13 protein-coding genes, 2 tRNA genes and 1 pseudogene are annotated in these 18941 nt (G+C 51.8%); 8 read left to right on the top strand and 8 right to left on the bottom strand.

Annotation, left to right across the window (positions count from 1 at the left end; genetic code table 11):
• Positions 1-280 precede the first annotated feature (280 nt).
• On the top strand, positions 281-1429 hold the full coding sequence (locus K3T83_RS22290) for an inositol-3-phosphate synthase (protein ID WP_220205135.1): 1149 nt from the start codon (positions 281-283) through the stop codon (positions 1427-1429).
• Between the two features lie 194 nt (positions 1430-1623).
• On the opposite strand, the gene K3T83_RS22285 is transcribed toward K3T83_RS22290, so the two are convergent.
• The 3 genes from K3T83_RS22285 to K3T83_RS22275 all read right to left on the bottom strand — a co-directional run bounded on the left by K3T83_RS22285 (position 1624) and on the right by K3T83_RS22275 (position 3472).
• A complete protein-coding gene (locus tag K3T83_RS22285; protein ID WP_220205134.1) occupies positions 1624-1821 on the bottom strand; it encodes a carbon storage regulator in 198 nt (65 codons plus the stop codon).
• Between the two features lie 310 nt (positions 1822-2131).
• A complete protein-coding gene (locus tag K3T83_RS22280) occupies positions 2132-2422 on the bottom strand; it encodes a flagellar biosynthesis anti-sigma factor FlgM (RefSeq protein WP_220205133.1) in 291 nt (96 codons plus the stop codon).
• Positions 2423-2587: 165 nt separating this feature from the next.
• Positions 2588-3472: a sigma-70 family RNA polymerase sigma factor gene (locus tag K3T83_RS22275; protein WP_220205132.1), complete on the bottom strand. Its 885-nt coding sequence runs from the start codon at positions 3470-3472 to the stop codon at positions 2588-2590.
• Positions 3473-3780: 308 nt separating this feature from the next.
• On the opposite strand from K3T83_RS22275, the gene K3T83_RS22270 reads away from it, so the two are divergent.
• The 4 genes from K3T83_RS22270 (at position 3781) to K3T83_RS22250 (ending at position 5980) form a co-directional block, all read left to right on the top strand.
• Positions 3781-4059 carry a hypothetical protein gene (locus K3T83_RS22270; protein ID WP_220205131.1) on the top strand — a complete coding sequence of 93 codons (279 nt, stop codon included), beginning with the start codon at positions 3781-3783 and terminating at the stop codon, positions 4057-4059.
• A 120-nt stretch (positions 4060-4179) separates the two neighbouring features.
• Positions 4180-5721, top strand: a complete 1542-nt coding sequence (locus K3T83_RS22260; RefSeq protein WP_236064956.1) for a GH1 family beta-glucosidase — start codon at positions 4180-4182, stop codon at positions 5719-5721.
• 80 nt (positions 5722-5801) lie between these two features.
• A tRNA-Ser gene (locus tag K3T83_RS22255) sits at positions 5802-5886 on the top strand.
• 8 nt (positions 5887-5894) lie between these two features.
• A tRNA-Ser gene (locus K3T83_RS22250) sits at positions 5895-5980 on the top strand.
• Positions 5981-6084: 104 nt separating this feature from the next.
• On the opposite strand, the gene K3T83_RS22245 is transcribed toward K3T83_RS22250, so the two are convergent.
• The 3 genes from K3T83_RS22245 to K3T83_RS22235 form a co-directional block, all read right to left on the bottom strand.
• The gene (locus K3T83_RS22245) at positions 6085-6939 is read right to left on the bottom strand and encodes an alpha/beta fold hydrolase (protein ID WP_220205130.1); all 855 of its coding nucleotides are present in this window, start codon (positions 6937-6939) and stop codon (positions 6085-6087) included.
• Between the two features lie 153 nt (positions 6940-7092).
• Positions 7093-10122: a winged helix-turn-helix domain-containing protein gene (locus tag K3T83_RS22240; protein ID WP_220205129.1), complete on the bottom strand. Its 3030-nt coding sequence runs from the start codon at positions 10120-10122 to the stop codon at positions 7093-7095.
• An 85-nt stretch (positions 10123-10207) separates the two neighbouring features.
• The gene (locus K3T83_RS22235) at positions 10208-10645 is read right to left on the bottom strand and encodes a hypothetical protein (protein ID WP_220205128.1); all 438 of its coding nucleotides are present in this window, start codon (positions 10643-10645) and stop codon (positions 10208-10210) included.
• A 222-nt stretch (positions 10646-10867) separates the two neighbouring features.
• On the opposite strand from K3T83_RS22235, the gene K3T83_RS22230 reads away from it, so the two are divergent.
• The 3 genes and pseudogenes from K3T83_RS22230 (at position 10868) to K3T83_RS22220 (ending at position 16785) form a co-directional block, all read left to right on the top strand.
• Positions 10868-12712 (top strand): leucine-rich repeat protein, encoded by a 1845-nt coding sequence (locus tag K3T83_RS22230; protein WP_220205127.1) that lies wholly within the window; start codon positions 10868-10870, stop codon positions 12710-12712.
• A 316-nt stretch (positions 12713-13028) separates the two neighbouring features.
• Positions 13029-15524: pseudogene (locus K3T83_RS22225) on the top strand (ribonucleoside-diphosphate reductase subunit alpha); the annotation flags it as partial.
• 214 nt (positions 15525-15738) lie between these two features.
• Positions 15739-16785, top strand: a complete 1047-nt coding sequence (locus K3T83_RS22220) for a ribonucleotide-diphosphate reductase subunit beta (RefSeq protein WP_220205125.1) — start codon at positions 15739-15741, stop codon at positions 16783-16785.
• A 42-nt stretch (positions 16786-16827) separates the two neighbouring features.
• Here K3T83_RS22220 and K3T83_RS22215 read toward each other — a convergent pair whose 3' ends face one another.
• Both K3T83_RS22215 and K3T83_RS22210 read right to left on the bottom strand, forming a co-directional pair.
• Positions 16828-17754: a hypothetical protein gene (locus K3T83_RS22215; protein ID WP_220205124.1), complete on the bottom strand. Its 927-nt coding sequence runs from the start codon at positions 17752-17754 to the stop codon at positions 16828-16830.
• On the bottom strand, positions 17751-18878 hold the full coding sequence (locus K3T83_RS22210; RefSeq protein WP_220205123.1) for a hypothetical protein: 1128 nt from the start codon (positions 18876-18878) through the stop codon (positions 17751-17753). The genes K3T83_RS22215 and K3T83_RS22210 overlap by 4 nt, the downstream gene beginning before the upstream one ends.
• Positions 18879-18941: the final 63 nt, after the last annotated feature.

The following is an 18941-nucleotide window of genomic DNA, read 5'->3' as shown; positions in this document are numbered from 1 at the left end:
TGAACAGCTTTTCATTGATTAAGCAATAATAGCGGTTACAAAGCAGAAGATTATGAGATTTCCTGATGAGAGTGTCGATATTCTATAAACAGGTGAAATTCTTAATGCTATCATCGAATGGGCGAAGGGTTTAGTATTTCACAGAAGATGTGTAAGAAATTCCATAGCAATGATGCGATCAACAAAGGTATAGTAGGTACAGTATCAATCAGACCTGTACTTAAAGATAGGTGTGATGCCTTTGCATCACACAGATAGACCTGAAGAGGAGTAACAAACAATGGGTAAGAAAGTGCGTGTGGGTATTATTGGTGTAGGGAACTGTGCAAGTTCTCTGGTACAGGGTGTACACTATTACCGCAATGCCAGCCCGGAAGATTTTGTGCCTGGCCTGATGCATGTCAACCTGGGTGGCTATCATATCAACGACATCGAATTTTCGGCGGCATTCGATATCGATAGCAATAAAGTCAACAAAGATATCAGCGAAGCTATCTATGCAGCACCCAACAATACGTATCGTTTCTCTGATGTTCCTAAGCTCAACGCCAAAGTCTATCGTGGTATGACCCATGATGGCCTGGGCAAATACCTCTCCAAAATCATCAAAAAAGCTCCCAGTCAGACTTCAGATGTCGTCAACATCCTCAAGGATACTGGAACTGATGTATTGATTAACTACCTGCCAGTTGGCTCCGAAACAGCGACAAAATGGTACGTTGAGCAGGTACTACAAGCTGGCATCGGCTTTGTCAATTGCATTCCTGTATTCATCGCACGCGAACAGTACTGGCAAAATCGCTTTAAAGAGGCCGGCCTGCCTATGATTGGAGACGACATTAAAAGCCAGGTTGGTGCCACGATTGTTCATCGCAAGCTGGCACGCCTGTTCCGCGAGCGTGGCGTCAAGCTGGAACGCACGATGCAACTGAACGTTGGTGGCAATACCGACTTTTACAATATGCTGGAGCGCGACCGGCTCGAATCCAAAAAGATCAGCAAGACAAACGCTGTCACCAGCCAGCTTGATTATGATCTGGGCGAGGATAACGTCCACATCGGTCCCTCTGACTACGTGGCCTGGCTGAGCGACCGCAAATGGGCCTACATTCGCCTGGAAGGGCGCACCTTTGGCGATGTCCCGCTGAACGTCGAACTTAAGCTAGAAGTCTGGGACTCCCCCAACTCAGCTGGCGTCGTGATCGATGCGGTCCGTATGGTCAAACTCGCCCTTGATCGCGGCATAAGTGGAACGCTGGAAGGGCCAAGCTCGTATCTGATGAAGTCGCCTCCAGTTCAGCATCCCGACGATGAGGCCCGCGAACTCACCGAAGCCTTTATTCGGCAAGAAGCTACGCCCCGAACAGCCGAAAATACGGTGCAGGAACATGCAAACGGACATCGCGTAGAGGAAGCAAAAGCGGAATAATCGCTACGATCTCATATTGAACAGCAAGAAATGAGGGATGCCTGTTAGCTACAGCATCCCTCATTTCCATATCAACCAGGAACATTGTATAAACGCTGCCAAAACCCACCTTTCCTGAACTAAAAGAACGTGTAGACACGTGCCGCACACATACACGTGTCGTCCACCTTCTCACATTGTATGGCTGCTGGTTCTTATCGCTGTTGTACCGGGGTACTCTGGTTGGGCGTGTTGGTGGTCGTTGTGCGCAAAAGTTCTTCACGCACAATCGATACATCTGGAGGGGCGCTGATACCTATCTTGACGCGCTCACCTTCAACAGCCAACACTGAAATGTGGATAACCCCAGCAAGCACTATACTTTCACCAACTTTCCGTCGCAATACAAGCATGCAAGGCTCCCTTCATCAGAAGCATGTTCTAAGCGTCCCTGCGCTGCGACAAACGCCCTCATGGGCGCTTCTTTCAGCGTGACCGCAAAAGAAGATTGAGTGTCGAACGTAGAGCTACTACTATAATCTCTTTCACTATTCAGATGCCCCGAGGGCGCGATATACGGGTGCGAGAAGCAATATCCACAATAAGGGCAAAACGGGTTCGCCAACCATGCCCTTACGGGCTATGGCACCTCTTAATTTAGACGCTGTTCGCACCATATAGTGGGTATACTAAGTATACCTCGTAAGTCAAAATTAAGCACGCCTATACGAAATGCGTTTCGTTATTTAACAGACATTCCGCGATAGCTTTGCTATCAATTCGGTAATGACCACTTTGCACCAGAGATCGTAGTGCTTCTACTCGTGCATTACGCTCTTGCGGCCATCTTTGTGCGGCACGCATACCTCGTCTGATGAGCGCTTGCTTCTCTGCCCGGATCGTTGCTCCCTCTTCAATTGTAATTGGGTGCTCGTCCGCACATCTTTTCCCGGTATCAACCGTCCTTTTCGCGCGCACAATATGCAGGTGCGTACCCACAGTACCTACTTTCATGATGTCCCTCCCAACACGAAAATACAGAGTATGCTCATCTTACGCGTCGTCCCCTCCCAACGTATCACTCTATACCTCTATCATCGGTCGTTCAACATCGCTTCAGTAGTGTACACGACGTAGCTTCTCCTATAGTTCAACGTCACCTCAGCAAAATTGGAGACATTACAAACCACGCTGCCTGGAGCTTCTCCCGACAATCGCCTTCGGATTCTCGCCCTTCTTACCCGCTTGTGATCGATATTTCTCCCCAATTTCGTTGATTGCATTGGGTCGCTCTTCTCCCGACTGATAGGTATAGAGCGCAACACGCAGGCGCATGATTGCTTGCATACGCAATTGGCAGACGCGCGATTCAGAGACGCCCATAACTTTGCTGATTTCCTTCATAGTCAGTTCCTCTTTGTAGTATAAGGAAAGCAACAACTGTTCCCGCTCGGGCAAACGCTCAATAGCCTGCGTGAGAATTCCCCTCAATTCTCTCTGCTCTACCTGCTCTGCTGGTCCCAACGCATCTACGTCTTCCAACAAATCGCTCAGCGAGGTCAACTCATCCTCTTGCATCAACGATCCCAAAGGCGCATCCAGCGAGAGGATCGTAGCGCTCATCTCCTGCAACATCTGGCGATATCGCTCCGACGATACGCCCATTGCTCCTGCTGCCTCCTCTTCAGTAGCAGGTCTACCAAACATCTGTTCAAGACTTGCTAACGTACACTCAACCTGTCGTATTCTCGCTACAGCCGCACGCGGCAACCAGTTCAGCTGGCGCAATTGATCGATGACGGCTCCGCGAATACGAGGCGTGGCAAATGCCTCAAAACGGACACCTCGCTCCGGGTCAAAGCGGTCAATGGCGTTGATTAGCCCGATCATGCCATAACTGATTAAATCTTCCGTATCCAACAGGCTGGTTGGTGGTATCCCCAGTCTCCCGACAACAAAGCGAGCGAGAGGTGCATATGCAGTAATTAATTCGTTACGCAACTCTGAACGTCGCGTTTCGATGAACTCGGTCCAGATATCGCTTACCGTTGCCGACGCCCCCATACACGACTCCTTTCAAGCTTTCCAAAAGCCAACTTCCCAAATGCTCTCTCCGAATTGCACATATGAAAGTGTAGAGCGCCAGCCGGCAAAGCACTATTTACTCAAGTCCTCAGTCCCCTATGCAGAAGTCCTTAAATGCTTTCTTCACCTCATCGCTATACGCCAGTCTATCTTTTGCCGATACAAATGCTAGAAGCTTTCTTCCAGGAAGAGCTTATGCACCAGGCCATGATATGGAAAACGGTATGCGTCTCATGTTTCATGATTTGAATATGGTCTCCTATTGAAACTCAAAGGAGCAAATAAAAATGGAAAACTGGCAATTCCCTTTTATGGAAAGTTCTGCTGACTATCATTATCCCCACCAATCCTCCGAGGCCCACGTCGCCTCTCCCTCCTCTGCAAGCGAACATGAAATGCTGCGTCTGTTGATGGATACCGGCTTCTACTGGGAGGAAGCTGTGCAACTTATGCATTTACGCGCACATCTTTACGAAAATAGTGAAATGCAACAGCGCATCTCCGAGGATCTGCGCATGCATTTTGTACGCTGGCTCTATGAACAGGGGGAAATCAACGAGATGTAGCTCTCCAGATAATGGACGCGGCAGTTGAGAAAGTGATCTCTACAAGTTATAATGCAGACATTAATTCTTGTGGTGAGTCTGCTAGGAAGCATAGCCTTTTGTAAAGGCACGATAAATGGTATGACCAGAAAATTTACGATCCGCGACATTGCTCAACTTGCCGGGGTTTCGATAGCAACGGTCTCGCGTGTGTTGAATCACAAACCTGATGTAGATCCACAAACACGCGAGCGCATCCTGCATATTATGGATGTTCACAGCTTCGCGCCTGATCTCTCGGCTGTACAACTGGCTGGCAGTCCCTCTCGCCGCAAGCTCTCTTCCCCTCATGCCTTCCCGCCCGATTTCCTCTGGGGCGCGGCCACCTCCGCGTACCAGACCGAAGGAGCCGTACGAGAAGGTGGTCGTGGTCCCTCCATCTGGGATACGTTCGTCAGGGAACCGGGCACCACCTGGCACGGCGAAACGGGCGATGTCGCCGCAGATCATTATCATTGGATGCTCGATGATGTTGCGCTGATGAAAGAGCTACAGTTGAAAGCTTATCGTTTCTCGGTGTCCTGGCCACGCATCTTGCCACAGGGAAACGGACCGATCAATGCATGCGGGCTTGACTTCTATGATCGGCTGGTTGATGCACTGCTGGCTCACGATATCTGCCCTGTCGCCACGCTCTATCATTGGGATCTTCCTCTGGCACTGCATGAGCAAGGAGGATGGCTGACGCGCGAGACGGCCTACGCCTTTGCCGATTACGCCGAACTTATGGCCCGAAAGTTGGGAGATCGTGTTTCCTGGTGGGTGACACATAACGAACCCTGGTGTAGCGCCTATCTCGGCTATGGTATCGGGACACATGCGCCTGGTATACGGGATTTTTCGTCCGCCGTCCTTGCAAGTCATCACATTCTACTGTCACATGGGCTGGCAACTGAGCGGATTCGTGCTCATGCTCAAACCGAAGCACACATCGGTATTACGCTCAACCTTACGCCCATCTACGCTGCTGACGAGAGCGAGGCAACGCAGCAAGGGGTTGAGCAACTGGATGTCCTGCACAATCGCTGGTTCCTCGATCCTCTCTTTCGCGGCACCTACCCGGAGCAACTCTTCAATAATCTGGGAGTAGCTCCGCCTGCTATTAAAAATATAGATATGCAGATCATTGCAACGCCGCTGGATTTTCTGGGCGTGAACTACTATTCGCGCTCGCTGATCCGCACGCCGCTACGCACACAGCACTATGAGCCGGTTGTGCCGGTCCCGGAAGCATCTTATACACAGATGGCATGGGAGATCTATCCCCAGGGTTTGTCCGATATGCTGCTACGGGTGCAGCGCGACTATGCTCCCTCAGCGATCCTAATTACGGAAAACGGGGCAGCTTTTGAGGATAGCTGGGACGGCAGAGGACATGTGCCAGATAAGCGCCGCGTTCGCTACTTGCACGAACATCTGCTGGAACTTGAGACGGTGCTGAAGCAGGGGGTGCCGATCAGCGGCTATTTTGTCTGGTCCCTGCTGGACAATTTCGAGTGGACGGATGGCTACAGTAAACGCTTTGGCCTGATCTATGTCGATTACATCACTCAGCGGCGCATCATCAAAGAGAGCGGGCGCTGGTATGCTGCATTTATCAAAGAGGTCACAGCTACCAACTGATTGTTCGCTCCCTTCGCTTGCACAAAACCCTGCAAAAATAATGCTTGTCACATCACAACAGATATGTTATACTGCTTCGCGGAGAGGTGTCAGAGTGGTCGAATGTGCCGCTCTCGAAAAGCGGTAGGGTGCAAGCCCTCGCGGGTTCGAATCCCGCCCTCTCCGCCCATCCTGGAGGAGTCTCATAGTGGTCTAGTGAGCACGACTGGAAATCGTGTAGGGTGAATAGCCCTCGCGGGTTCGAATCCCGCCTCCTCCGCCCAATCCATTCCCCTTTCTACTTTGCCTTTGTATAAGCCTGTCCCTCACACACCTACGAACATGGGCCATTCCACTCAGATTTAATCCATGCAATACAAACACCTATCGCGTTAACCAGCTTCGTATTGTACGTGTGACAAGATCGGCGGCATCCTGTTGCACAAAATGGCCGGCATGAGGAATAGTAACAAGCGTGTAATCTTGCTCCAACCATTCCCAGGTATCGTTGAGCGCGCCAGGCAGCAGCGCCTTGTCTTCCAGGCCATGAATTTGCAGCACAGAGGCTTGAACCTTGACTACCAGCGACGAACTTTCCTCATACGGTGGGCGCGGGTAATTCTGCTTGTAGTAGTGCAGCATGGCCTCAAAATCTGAACGCCGAAACGCCTCGATATAGCGCTCCCTGGCCAGTGGATCTGTCACCCACTGGCTGAGCTTCTCCGGCGTCAGTTGGAGATGTGCACCCTCCTGCTGGAAATTACGTGCATACTGACTATTCTGCTGCTGCTGGGGATTACGCGCCAGTTCTCTTGACAGATTGCGCAAATGTGGCAAATTGAGAACAATCAACTTCTCCGTCTGGGCCGGGAGGTGCGTCGCAAACTGCCACGCGACGGCTCCACCCCAATCGTGACCCATGATGATTGCCTGCTCCCTCCCCAGATGACGAATCACCGCCGCCACATCGCTTACAAGATGCCGCATCCGATAGTTTTCGCCCCCTTGCGGCCTGTCGCTCAAGTTATAGCCGCGCTGATCGATGGCAACAGTCTGGAACTGCTCTGATAAGATCGCCATTTGATGCCGCCAGGTATACCAGAAGTCAGGGAAGCCGTGAATCATGACAATCAATGGTCCTCTGCCCAGGCTGGCGTAATGAATCTTGACGCCATCATTTTCAGCATATCCATGCTCAACCCGCTTCTCTATATCAAGTATCGCAGCTGACTCAGCCATATGTTTCTTGCTCACTTTCTCATGAAGATTTCTTCACCCAATGTTATAATATCATCTTACCGTTTTCATGAGCAAATTTACTTATCTTACCCAATGCTAGCGTTTTCTCTATTCCAGCGGGATATGCTGGCAGATGGGGATTATCAGGCGAGATTAGAGCAGATGCAAACGTTGAGCAACAACGCTGGCCTCCAGACGATGGCTCACGTTAAGCTTGCGATACAAATTTTTCACGTGCGCCTTCACCGTATTGATAGAGACGACTAGCTCTAGCGCAATCTCCTGATTGGTGCGACCCTCCACAAGCAGGCGTAGGACTCGTTGCTCCTGTGCAGAGAGTGGCTGAGGCAACAAAGAAGCGCCCTCACCGCCTGGCGCAAAAGCGGAGAGCAGTTTTTGTAGATAGGGATGAGATTTCCCACGCAGATGAGCCACATGTGAGCGCAACAGAATAGCCAGAACATCCCCTTCATCCAAAAAGAGGCGTAGATACCCTTCGCGCCGGGCAACTGGCAGTATCGCTTGCAGTATCCTTCTGGCAACTCCTGCCTGCTTCAAGCCTGTATATGCGCACATCATGAGCAGTTGTGCTTCCAGCAGCGTGCATATGCGTCCATTTTCGTTTGCAGATGCCACGACAGGTGAGAGGATCTCTAAAGCCTCCTGTGCCTTTTCACCTGTCAGTAACAAACGTGCGGCAAGCAACGCGACCCGTTCTCGCTCCGGCTCATCCTGGTTTAGCTGTTCAAGAACTGTCACACATCGTTGAGCTGCGGCAAACTCTTCCTGCATGAGCAACAATCGGGCCTGACAGGTCAGCACGGCATGATAGAGGCGCGGTTCGCGCTCTGGCAACAGCTGAGCAAGCAGAGCGGCAAGTCGTTGTTGAGCGCGCACACTTTGTCCCTGCACATGCCAGATGCGTACAAGCAGCAGCATGGCCTGCACCTGATATGTCTGGTTGCGCAAGTGCGATCCGATAGTATGGGCCTCATCAGCCGCTTGCTCAGCCGCACTCAGGTCGTTCCATTCATAGAAGAGTTGCGCCAGAGCAAGCAGAGCAGGCGCAATATCATCGCGATCACCAACCTCTCTGGCCTCCGTAAGCACCTGTCGTAGATATTCAGCGGCCAGATGTAGTTCTCCCAACTCCAAACAAACAGCTCCCAGCCCCAGCATGTTGCTGCGGATCGCATGGATATGGCACGTCTGCTGCCATAGCTCCCGCGCCTCCAGGAGCCTCTGACGCGCCATATACAAACGGCCAGCGAGCAGTTCTCCCCCACCGACAATATTCAAGCAGATACCGCGCCACGCCTGATCCTTGTTGGATAATCCAGCGAGCGCGCTGCTCGCATACGACACCGCCAGATCTTCTTTTCCCTGTTGCATCGCAATAACAGAGCGGAAAGAGTTGATCTGGGCCACTCCGCCGCTATTTCCTTCGGCACACCAACTTGCTTCCGCCAGACGTAACAAAGCTTCTCCTTGCGCAAGCAACGTCGCAGGAGGTTGTAGATCGGGATACACGCTCCACAGCAGCACAACGGCATAGCTCAAACACAGCATCGGGTGTTGTTGCATCACGTCCATCGATATCTGCTCCAGCCAGTGCCGTAACGTTTGCATCTCTGGGATGAGATGAAAGATCTGCGCATCGATGAAACGCTCGATCAGATCAGCGGCCCGCGTCTCATCTGCTGCCTGGAAAGCCGCTTCAATAGCTTCTGCCAGCATGCCATGCTGTTCATACCAGCTACTCGCGCGGCGCGATACCTCCTGGAGACGGGTTTTGCCGAGGCGCTGTTGCGCCTCAAGTTGCATTGCTTCGGCGAAGAGCGCGTGATAACGATACCATTGTCCAGGTCCATCCAGTAGCTCCAAAAAGAGATTACCATGTTCCAGCGCATCCAACAGAACTGCGCTGTCCCGCCTCTCCGTCACCGCATCGCAGAGCGAGCCAGTCAAGCGGCTCAGTACGCTTGTCTGAAGAAGGAAGTGTTGCAATGGTTGTGGTTGAACGTGCAGTACTTCGCTGACAAAATAGTCCAGAATCGAGCGCGGATTGACAGTAAGCGCGCCTGGCAATGCATCTCCTACCTGATCCTGTAACAGCAAAGCAAACAGACGCAGACCAGCGGCCCAGCCTTGCAGACGCGCTTCGATATGGCTGAACATCTGGGGCGAGAGCGAACGGACAAGCGCTTGCTGGAAAAAGAGAGCGGTCTCCTCCTGCGAGAAACGTAAATCAGCGGCCTGCACAGAGCAGAGATCACCGCTTGCCAGCAGTCGCGCCAGAGGGAGCGGAGGATCATGGCGTGAAATGATGAGCAGGTGGAAGGTCGGAGGCAGATGATCGAGCAAAAACGCGACTGTTTCGTGAACCCGTGATGAGGTGATGACATGGTAATCTTCCAGTATCAAGATGCCAGGAGTTGCAGCGTGGGTTAACGCATTGAGAAACGTGGTCAGTGCTATTTCCAGTACTGACGACAGGGTCGGTTGTGGTAGCGGAGTCAACAGAGTGAGAGCCTGCTTGCTGATCGCCTCATGTATGATCTCACAAGCAGTGAAAACGTAGCGCCAGAAGCGCACCGGATCATTGTCACCTGCATCCAACGAGACCCAGGCCACCTGCAATTGATCTTCCTGCTGAAGGTACTCCTCCACCCATTGACGTACTAGCGTGGTCTTGCCAGAGCCAGCCGGGGCGCTGAGCAGAAGCAGTTTGTTATCCAATCCAGCATCCAACTTTGCCAGCAATCGCGAACGTCTGATGAGTGAACTATGCAGATGTGGCAAACGCAGTTTAGGTGCTAACAATGGTCTCTGCTGCGATTGAACATCATCTGGCACAATTCCGTCGTTGCAGGCTTGCGCAATAGTTTCTAAGCGTGCAAGAGACAGATCGACACTGCGCCCCACATAGCGTTTGATAACGCGCTTCCCGTGACGCCGATAAGCATACCAGTACCCTTCACCTTTATTCTTACGAGTCTCTTTCAAGAGATTGATCTGGCCGCTTCTTCCCTGGAAAGAAAAGGATGTGTGAGTTACCAGCCAGCGTTGCCAGCACTCGTCATCCCCTGACAGGAGAGCAGTCTCTCTGCATCCCTGCTCATGCAGTTCATAACTCTTGTGCTCAACAGACCAGACCAACACACAAGTAGCAGCCTTTGGCATAGCTCATTCCCCAGATATGTTCCCTAAATAGTGCATATGAGGAGTATAGTATGAGGGCATGAATTGATGCAAGTGTTCCCCAAATTTATGCTGTTATAGGGGTCATTCGTAGTGCCATCCATATCTCCTGCTGCCAGGCACGCAATAGCACGAGACAAACGATGGAGATGGAGAGCGCACAACTTCCTCCCGCAAGCATCCCCAACCATGTGTTGTGCCAGAGCAGGAAACCGATGCCAGATCCCAGGAGTACAAAGGCAAATGTGCCAAAAATAGAGAGGATCTCGCCACAGCAAGCACACCCTTCCCCTATCGCAGAGATACCATCCCAACCAATAAATTGCACCAGCACAAATAGAAGCGCCAGACAAACCTCGCCCCCCAGCACGCCAAGCAGAGCGCCCACAATGGCACTATGTGCCACCGTCACAATATACCCCACAAAACCACCAATAGCCCCCATAAGGACCGCGCTAATACCCCATCCTACAACGCTGCTCACACATCCCTGATTCGTATTCATTGATGATCGCTCCTATACACAGGATTCAAAAACGGCTACGCAAATACACCCATTAAACGCTTACAAAATCATTTTTCGACTCTCTCTTCAGAGCAAAAAGAGCTGAACGATCAGGAAGAGGTCAGGATCACACTAGAACTGTGAAGTATTCCATACTTTTTATGTGAATCAGAAAGTAGAATATCTAGTGAAAATCTATCTGGATTGGAGATGCATTTGCGTATGTTAGGAAATAGAGCAAATCCTCTACAGTCTCCGCGTACAGTTGCAGAAGCACAATATATAGCAGCGATTGGCGCGGCGGCCCTCCCTGTTTTAGCATATGATCCCAAACGCAACATCAAATCGACGCTAGCCTGCATGCGCGCTCTGGCTTTAATTCAAACTCCAACGGCGCAACAAATGCTGGAAACGTATCTCGAAGACACACGCCCGCTCATTCAGGAGGAATATGAAATGGGCCGCAACACGCAGCCCTGGGTCGAACTAGAAAAAGACGATAATGAGTATGTCTTGTCGATCACTCATGCTCGCTCGTTGGAAGGTATTGAGGCACTGGCTTACGTTCCAGGCTATAACGGACGGCTGCGCATCTCATCTTTCGCCGGGAAGTCGCTGGCTCCACTAAAACATTTACCAGGACTGACGACATTACAGTTCCATAACTATCGGGGCAGTGATCTTACCTCGCTTCCAACGCTTCCGCATGTGCGGGAACTTACTCTTTATATGTGCAAAACATTAACACATCTTCCGTCTCTCTCTACTCTCCCATATCTACATGAACTTACTTTATTGTCCTGTGAAGCGTTAACCGATATTTCTCGCCTTTCAGCACTTCCTCATCTAGTTCGTCTTGTCATTAGCTCATGTCCGCGTTTGCACGATCTATCTCCACTCTCTATTTTGCCCAGCCTACAAGAATTGATACTGGAGAATGGACACAACGAAGATTCACAGGCCCAACAATTTCCGATCCTGCCAACTCTCAAATCGCTCACCCATCTGGAGATTCATCGCTTTGAGACGCTGGAAACGCTGGAACCACTGGCCGCAAATAACACACTTGTCTCTCTTTACGTAAGCAATGCCAGACGACTGTATGACCTGTCGTCTCTTTGCTCTTTTACCTGTCTTACTTCACTCATGCTCTGGAATTGTGACAATCTGAACAATATTGATCCTCTCGCCTCATTGCATACATTGACCGCTCTCCATCTAGGATTATGCCGACGAATAGAAGATATAACAGCGCTGGCCTCGCTCAAACAACTGGTCTCGCTCGACCTGATAGGCTGTCATGGCATCAGGGATTTCTCACCATTGGCGGCGTTGCAACAACTGGAAATGCTTAATTTCTATAAGTGTCTGGCACTCAAAGATCTTACGCCGCTCTCCTCCTTGCAGAAGCTACGCATACTAAATATGGCCGGCTGTCAGCAGGTATGCGATCTCGCACCGCTCGCGTCGCTCCGCTCACTTACAGAACTCAATGCAACTGGCTGCTCGCTGATTACCGATCTCACGCCTCTTTCATCGGTCCATACGCTCACATGGCTGGATCTTAGCGGCCTCTGCTGCATTTGGGATCTCACCCCACTCTCGTCGTTACGCGCCCTCAAATGGTTAAATCTCAACGATTGTGGTTCCATTACAGACCTGACTCCCCTCTCGTCACTAAGCGAACTGGTCAGCTTGAATCTTGACTGGTGCCAATCGCTGGTCGATCTGGCTCCGCTCCACTTGTTGAGCAAGCTGACCAATCTGAGCCTCTATGGTTGCAACATCATCACCGATTTCTCGCCACTTGCCAGATTGACCAATCTGACCAGCCTCAATCTGAGCGGTTGCGAGCAACTGAACAACCTTGCCGCGCTCTCTGCACTCGAGAAGCTCACCAGCTTAACGCTTCCTCATAGCAAACGTATCTCACATCTAGAGGTTTTGTATGCTCTACCAGAGCTGCAACATCTCAGACTGCCGTCGAGTTGGCTTCACGACAGGTGGAATTCGTCAGTGATCCAGGAGTTTGAGCAACGAGGTGGGCAGGTAGAACGCTATGCCTGAATGCGTGCTCTCGATCTGCCTGTGACCTGACTCCTGCCCGGATTGCCGTCATGATCGCAGAGCAAAAAGAAGAACAAAATTTCGCCAGAGTGCGCTTGTCATATCAACATCTTGTGTTTAAAATGTAAAGAACACAAGATGTTGTGCTAAAGGGCTTGTTTTTGGGGGCCAATGCGAGTATACTAAGTGACGGAGATTAAGAAACGACTCCAACCACATTTGAGATTTTACCCTTCCTAAAGGCAAATAGGGCTTTTATTGTGTATATATTGTATATTGACAAAAGGAGTGATTTCGTATGATAAAACGGCAGGAGCGTTCCACTCAAAACCAGGCGATCCTTCTGCAAGATGCTTCCGGGCAATCCGCTAGCCATTATAGCACAACACAGGAACCAACTGGAATGTTTGATCCAGGCGTTCTTCAGGCTATTCTGGAAGAGGTTTGTCAGGGATTTGAGCCTGCCGTCAGCAGCCAACGCCTGCTCGCCGCTGTACGCTCGACCATCTATGCAGGCATTGCCGATGAGGAGTTGTGGCACGCACTGATTATGGCGACACGCTCCCTGATCGAAACTGAGCCTGCTTATACCTTTGTAACTGCCCGCATCCTTCTGCTCTCGCTCTACAACGAAACCTTTGCGACAACCGCCACAACCCGCGTCAATCTCGCCGAAAGCGCACAGAGATATCGCGACTATTTCCCAGAATTTGTGCGTCATGGCGTCGCCACTGGGCTGCTCGACGACCGTATGCAAAGCTTCGATCTCACCCGGCTTGCTGCGGCTCTGCACCCCGAGCGCGACCTACTCTTCGCCTACCCTGGCCTGCAAATCCTCTATGACCGCTATTTATTGCAATACCAGGGACGCCGCTTTGAACTGCCCCAACTGCTCTGGATGCGCGTGGCAATGGGCGTGGCCTTGCTAGAAGAGGCAAAAGAAGACCGCGCCATCGAATTCTACGAGCTAATTTCACAATTTTATTTCACACCTGCTACGCCGACGCTCTTCAACGCGGGAACCAGCCATCCACAGCTCTCATCGTGCTATCTCACCACTATTGACGATGATCTGCAACATATCTTCAAGTGCATTCAAGATAATGCGCTGCTCTCCAAATGGGCAGGCGGCCTGGGCAACGACTGGACCAACGTGCGCGCGCTGGGAGCACATATTCGCGGCACTAATGGTACCAGCCAGGGCATCATCCCCTTCCTCAAAGTCGCCAACGATACCGCCGTAGCCGTCAATCAGGGTGGCAAGCGCAAAGGGGCCGTCTGCGCCTATCTGGAAAACTGGCACCTGGACATCGAAGAGTTTCTCGACCTGCGCAAAAATACGGGCGATGATCGCCGCCGCACCCACGATATGAACACAGCCTGCTGGATCTCCGATCTGTTTATGCAGCGCGTGCAGCAGAACGAACAGTGGACGCTCTTCAGTCCCGACGAGGCCAACGATCTGCACGATCTCTATGGTCAGGCGTTCGCAAAGCGCTACCGTGAATATGAGCAGCAGGCCACCGATGGTAAGCTGAGCAACTTCAAGCGGGTATCAGCACTCGAACTCTGGCGCAAGATGCTTACCCGCCTCTTTGAAACCGGCCACCCCTGGATCACATGGAAAGATCCCTCGAACCTGCGCTCGCCCCAGAACCACGTGGGCGTTGTACACAGCAGCAATCTCTGCACCGAGATTCTCCTCAACACCTCCGCTGATGAGACCGCTGTTTGTAACCTGGGTTCGATCAATCTGGCCGCGCATATTCACGACGGCGCTCTTGACCAGGAACGGCTCCAGAAAACGGTCCAGATCGCCGTGCGCATGCTGGACAACGTAATTGATATCAATTACTATCCGACGAAAGAGGCGCAGCAGGCCAATTCGCGCCATCGCCCCGTCGGACTTGGTTTGATGGCCTTCCAGGATGCGCTGCATAAGCTGGGCATTAGCTATGCAAGCCAGGAAGCGGTAGAGTTTGCTGACCGTAGCATGGAGAACATCTCCTACTACGCTATTCTGGCCTCAACCCGGCTGGCGGAGGAGCGCGGCACCTATTCCAGTTATCAGGGTTCCAAATGGCAGCGCGGCATTCTGCCCATTGATAGCATCGCCCTGCTCGAAGAGGATCGCGGCGAGCCAATCGAGATGGATCGCACAACAAGCATGGACTGGACGCCGGTTCGCGAGGCCGTGAAGAAGCACGGGATGCGCAATAGCAACGTGATGGCAATCGCTCCCACCGCTACGATCTCATCAATTGTTGGGGTCAGCCAGTCGATTGAGCCGACGTACAAGAACCTGTATGTGAAAAGCAACCTGTCCGGCGAGTTCACCACAATCAACGAGTTCCTCGTCAACGATCTCAAACAGCTTGGCTTGTGGAATGCGGACGCGGTGGAGGCGCTCAAATACTTCGACGGCTCCTTGCAGGAACTCGGCTTCATCCCGGATCAGATCAAACAGCGCTACCTTACCGCCTTCGATATCGAGCCAGTCTGGTTGATAGAATGCGCTAGCCGCCGCCAGAAGTGGATCGATATGGGGCAGTCACTCAACCTTTACCTCTTCAATCCCAGCGGCAAAAAGCTCCACGAAACGTATATGCAGGCATGGCGTAAGGGTCTCAAAACGACCTATTATCTGCGCTCGCTGGCCGCAACTCAGGTGGAAAAGTCCACCGTTGACATCAATAAATGGGGCATTCAACCACGCTGGATGAAGAATAGCAGCCCTTCCAGCGCTATTCAAGTTGAGCGCGACGCTCCTGCCGTTTGTTCCCTCGATGGCGACTGCGAGGCTTGCCAGTAAAAAACCAGTTTTCGTAGTCCTCTGGGATGTGACTATATATGGTAGGGGCGATGGCTTGTCCTCGCCCGATGTGGCCCCATCACCGCGCCTGGGGAGGGCGAGGACAAGCCATCGCCCCTACCATATATAGCTGTCTTTCCAATGGGTTGATTGACGTTTGACAGAGGATTACGACAAGAGATATATTTCATCAATTTAAGAGGTTTTTTCTTCCATGAGTATTTCATTTGACGATATACAGTCCAACCAAGATTCGCTCGCATCGCGCAAGAGGTTGATTAACGGCTCAGCCGTCGATGTCAATCAGTTGATGCCGCTCAAGTATCGCTGGGCCTGGGAGCATTATCTCAACGGGTGCGCCAACCACTGGATGCCAACTGAGGTGCCGATGACGCGCGATATTGAGATCTGGCGCTCCTCGCGCTTGAGTCAGGCGGAGCGGCTGGTAATTATGCGCAATCTGGGCTTCTTCGCCACCGCTGAGAGCCTTGTTGGGAACAATCTGGTGCTGGCGATCTTCAAACATATCACCAACGCCGAGTGCCGCCAATACCTGCTGCGCCAGGCGTTCGAGGAAGCGGTGCATACCCACACCTTTCTCTACATCGTGGAGAGCCTGGGCCTCGACGAGCGCGAAGTCTTCACGATGTATCACTCTATCCCCGCCATCGCGCGCAAAGACGAATTCGAGATGAAGCTGACCGAGGCGCTGCTCGACCCCGATTTCTCGACCGAATCATTCGAGGGAGCACAGAAGCTGCTGGCGAACCTGATCGGCTACTACATCATTATGGAAGGCATCTTCTTCTATAGCGGCTTCGTGATGATGCTCTCGTTCCATCGTCGCAACCTGATGACGGGCATTGGTGAGCAGTTTCAATATATCTTGCGCGACGAAAGCATTCACCTCAATTTCGGCATCGATCTCATCAATGGGATCAAGGCCGAAAATCCTGAACTGTGGACGCCCGAATTTGAGCAATATATTATCGGGCTGATCAAAGAGGCGGTCGAGCTGGAGATTGCCTATGCCGAAGATTGTCTGCCACAGGGCATTCTTGGGCTGAACGCTGCGGCCTTCCGCGATTATGTGGGTCACATCGCGGATCGTCGCCTGGAGCGCATCGGGCTACCAGTTCTCTATCGTACACCCCATCCTTTCCCCTGGATGAGCGAGACGATGGATCTGAGCAAAGAAAAGAACTTCTTCGAGACACGCGTAACCGAGTACCAATCCGCTGCAACCTTACAATGGGAATAGCAACCAGAGAGCGAGGCCAGGCCTCGCTCTCTTTCTTCATTTTTATTCCCATTTCACATTCTGCCGCTTCTCTCTCGCGTTTCTCTGCCTGAGCATATACACAGCGCAGAGCGCCCCATAAAACAGCAAAATACCGGGGAGAACGCTGCCCAGCATTATTGCGAGATTGACTGCCAGACCTTGCATTCCATCAAATGGCCTATCAACGCTATTCCGCAAACAGTTTGCACTCCCCCTCGCGATCGTCACGGTTCCGAGTTTCTCAGCAGGTTTATGGACCACCTGAGCGGCAAGTGATGCTTTTTCATCATCGAGATCTGGCGTTGAAGTGACCGTTCCATCGTCACTGATGGCTGTTGCCTCTGACGTACTCGTCTCTATTGCTGCTACCGTTGGAGTAATCAGCACAATCACCGTTCTTTCAGGAGGCAGCGTGGATACAGGAGCTGGCGACATGACGGGAGTTATTGTTTCCGTTGGCTCGGGCGTTGGTGTATCCTCCTCGGTCGCTGTCGGCTCAACTGCCACATCGGTTGGAGTGATTGTTGGCTCAATAGTGGGCGAAACAGCAGGCGTAGGCGAGGGCTGCGGGTGAGCCGTTGGCGTTGCATTATGCCTCTTGCTCCCTGAAACGCCATTGAACGGACCAACCGACCACTTCGCCGTTTTCGCCACACACGGCTGCGTCATCGGCTTCTTTTTAAGCACAACAGTCGGCGTGACGGTTTTAATACTAACCACCTCCCCATTTTTAGTAGTGGCAGCGGCAGCAGGTGTGGTGGCCGTCGCTGTTACTCCATTGGAACGTGGCGTGCTCGTCACGTGATCGGCAACCGAATTATTCGTGTTCATACCCAAAGTCGTGAACACGAAAGCTATGCTGATTGCTATCAACAGTAACGCAAGAATCACTTTGATGCTGTGTCCGCGATGACGCCGGTTCCATACAGCCATAAGTGCATCTATCATCTTCCACCCTCATAGCCAGTTTTCTGGCACTCCAGTATGTCCTGTTCATCGTGTACAAACTGCACCGTATCAATCTCCTCAACAGGTAGATGCTGTTCGGCTCCCTCTGAAGTCGGACATGTTTGAATCATATAATGACTGCTTAGCACTGCATCATCCACGCGCCTGGAACGCGTTTTCTGGAATGCTTGCAACAGATATTCCAGGTACATCGTACATTCCAGCGGGCGCGGCACCTCAAAAACTTCGCGTTCCTTCCAGTGTTCGGCCATAAACGCGACGGCCCGACGCATCCGCGAAACGTAGAGCAGGTGTGCATAACCCAGGATGATCTGCCCCCGTCGTCCCAGATAGATCATGCGCTCATTGGTAAAAATCAACGCGCCATAATCATCACCCTTCCGCCTCAATTGTTCGCCGCTGCTCAACAACTCACCGCTCCGTGTAGCTTCGGTGCAGTAATATGCATATTCGCCCGCGAAGAGATGGACCGAAACCTGGATAGGAAAAATCAATCCCTGCTGAAGATCCTGTGCCAGCTTCTCAACGTCGAATCCATGTTCCCGCAAGGATCGTTCGGTCTGCAAGCGCTTGAAACGCCGCTGTCGCTGCTCCTGATGGACGCGTTGCCAGTATGGTGTCTCGATGGGCAACGTGGTTGCAGAAGCTCGCTCACGCAACACACGCTCCTCCGTACAGGGAGGATAGCAAGCGGGCAAAACCAGCGGCGAAGATGACAGAGGTATAGATAGATCGCCAGAAAAATAGGCTGGCCAGCTAGCAGTAGTAGCAGGTGGATGCTGTACGGCAACCATCTCTGATGAAGCCCCATCGCTCTCGTCCTTGAGCAACAGGTAAGTGAGTTGCTGCATCAGATACTCAACAATTTTGCGAGCAACATCAACTTCAGCAATACCACGTACAACGAGTGTCTTACGCTGAAAAGCAATTTCCAACCGGGCCGAAGCGATGCCCAAAAATTGCTGGTACACCGGGGATACACATAGCAGATCATTCAATGGGTACAATGAGCCGTCCAGATCGAGATATTCTGGATACAGGCGCAAGTGCTGGCCCCATCCATACTTGCATTCAAGCAGCGGCTCGGGAAGCAGTTCTTTCATCCTCACCCCTCTTCTTCCACATCACACAACAACGACGATTAGCGGGAGCAATTATCCTCTTAT

The sequence above is a fragment of the Reticulibacter mediterranei genome (assembly GCF_016587455.1).
The sequence above is the reverse complement of the archived record's forward strand: the minus strand, read 5'-3'. Positions and strand labels throughout refer to the sequence as shown.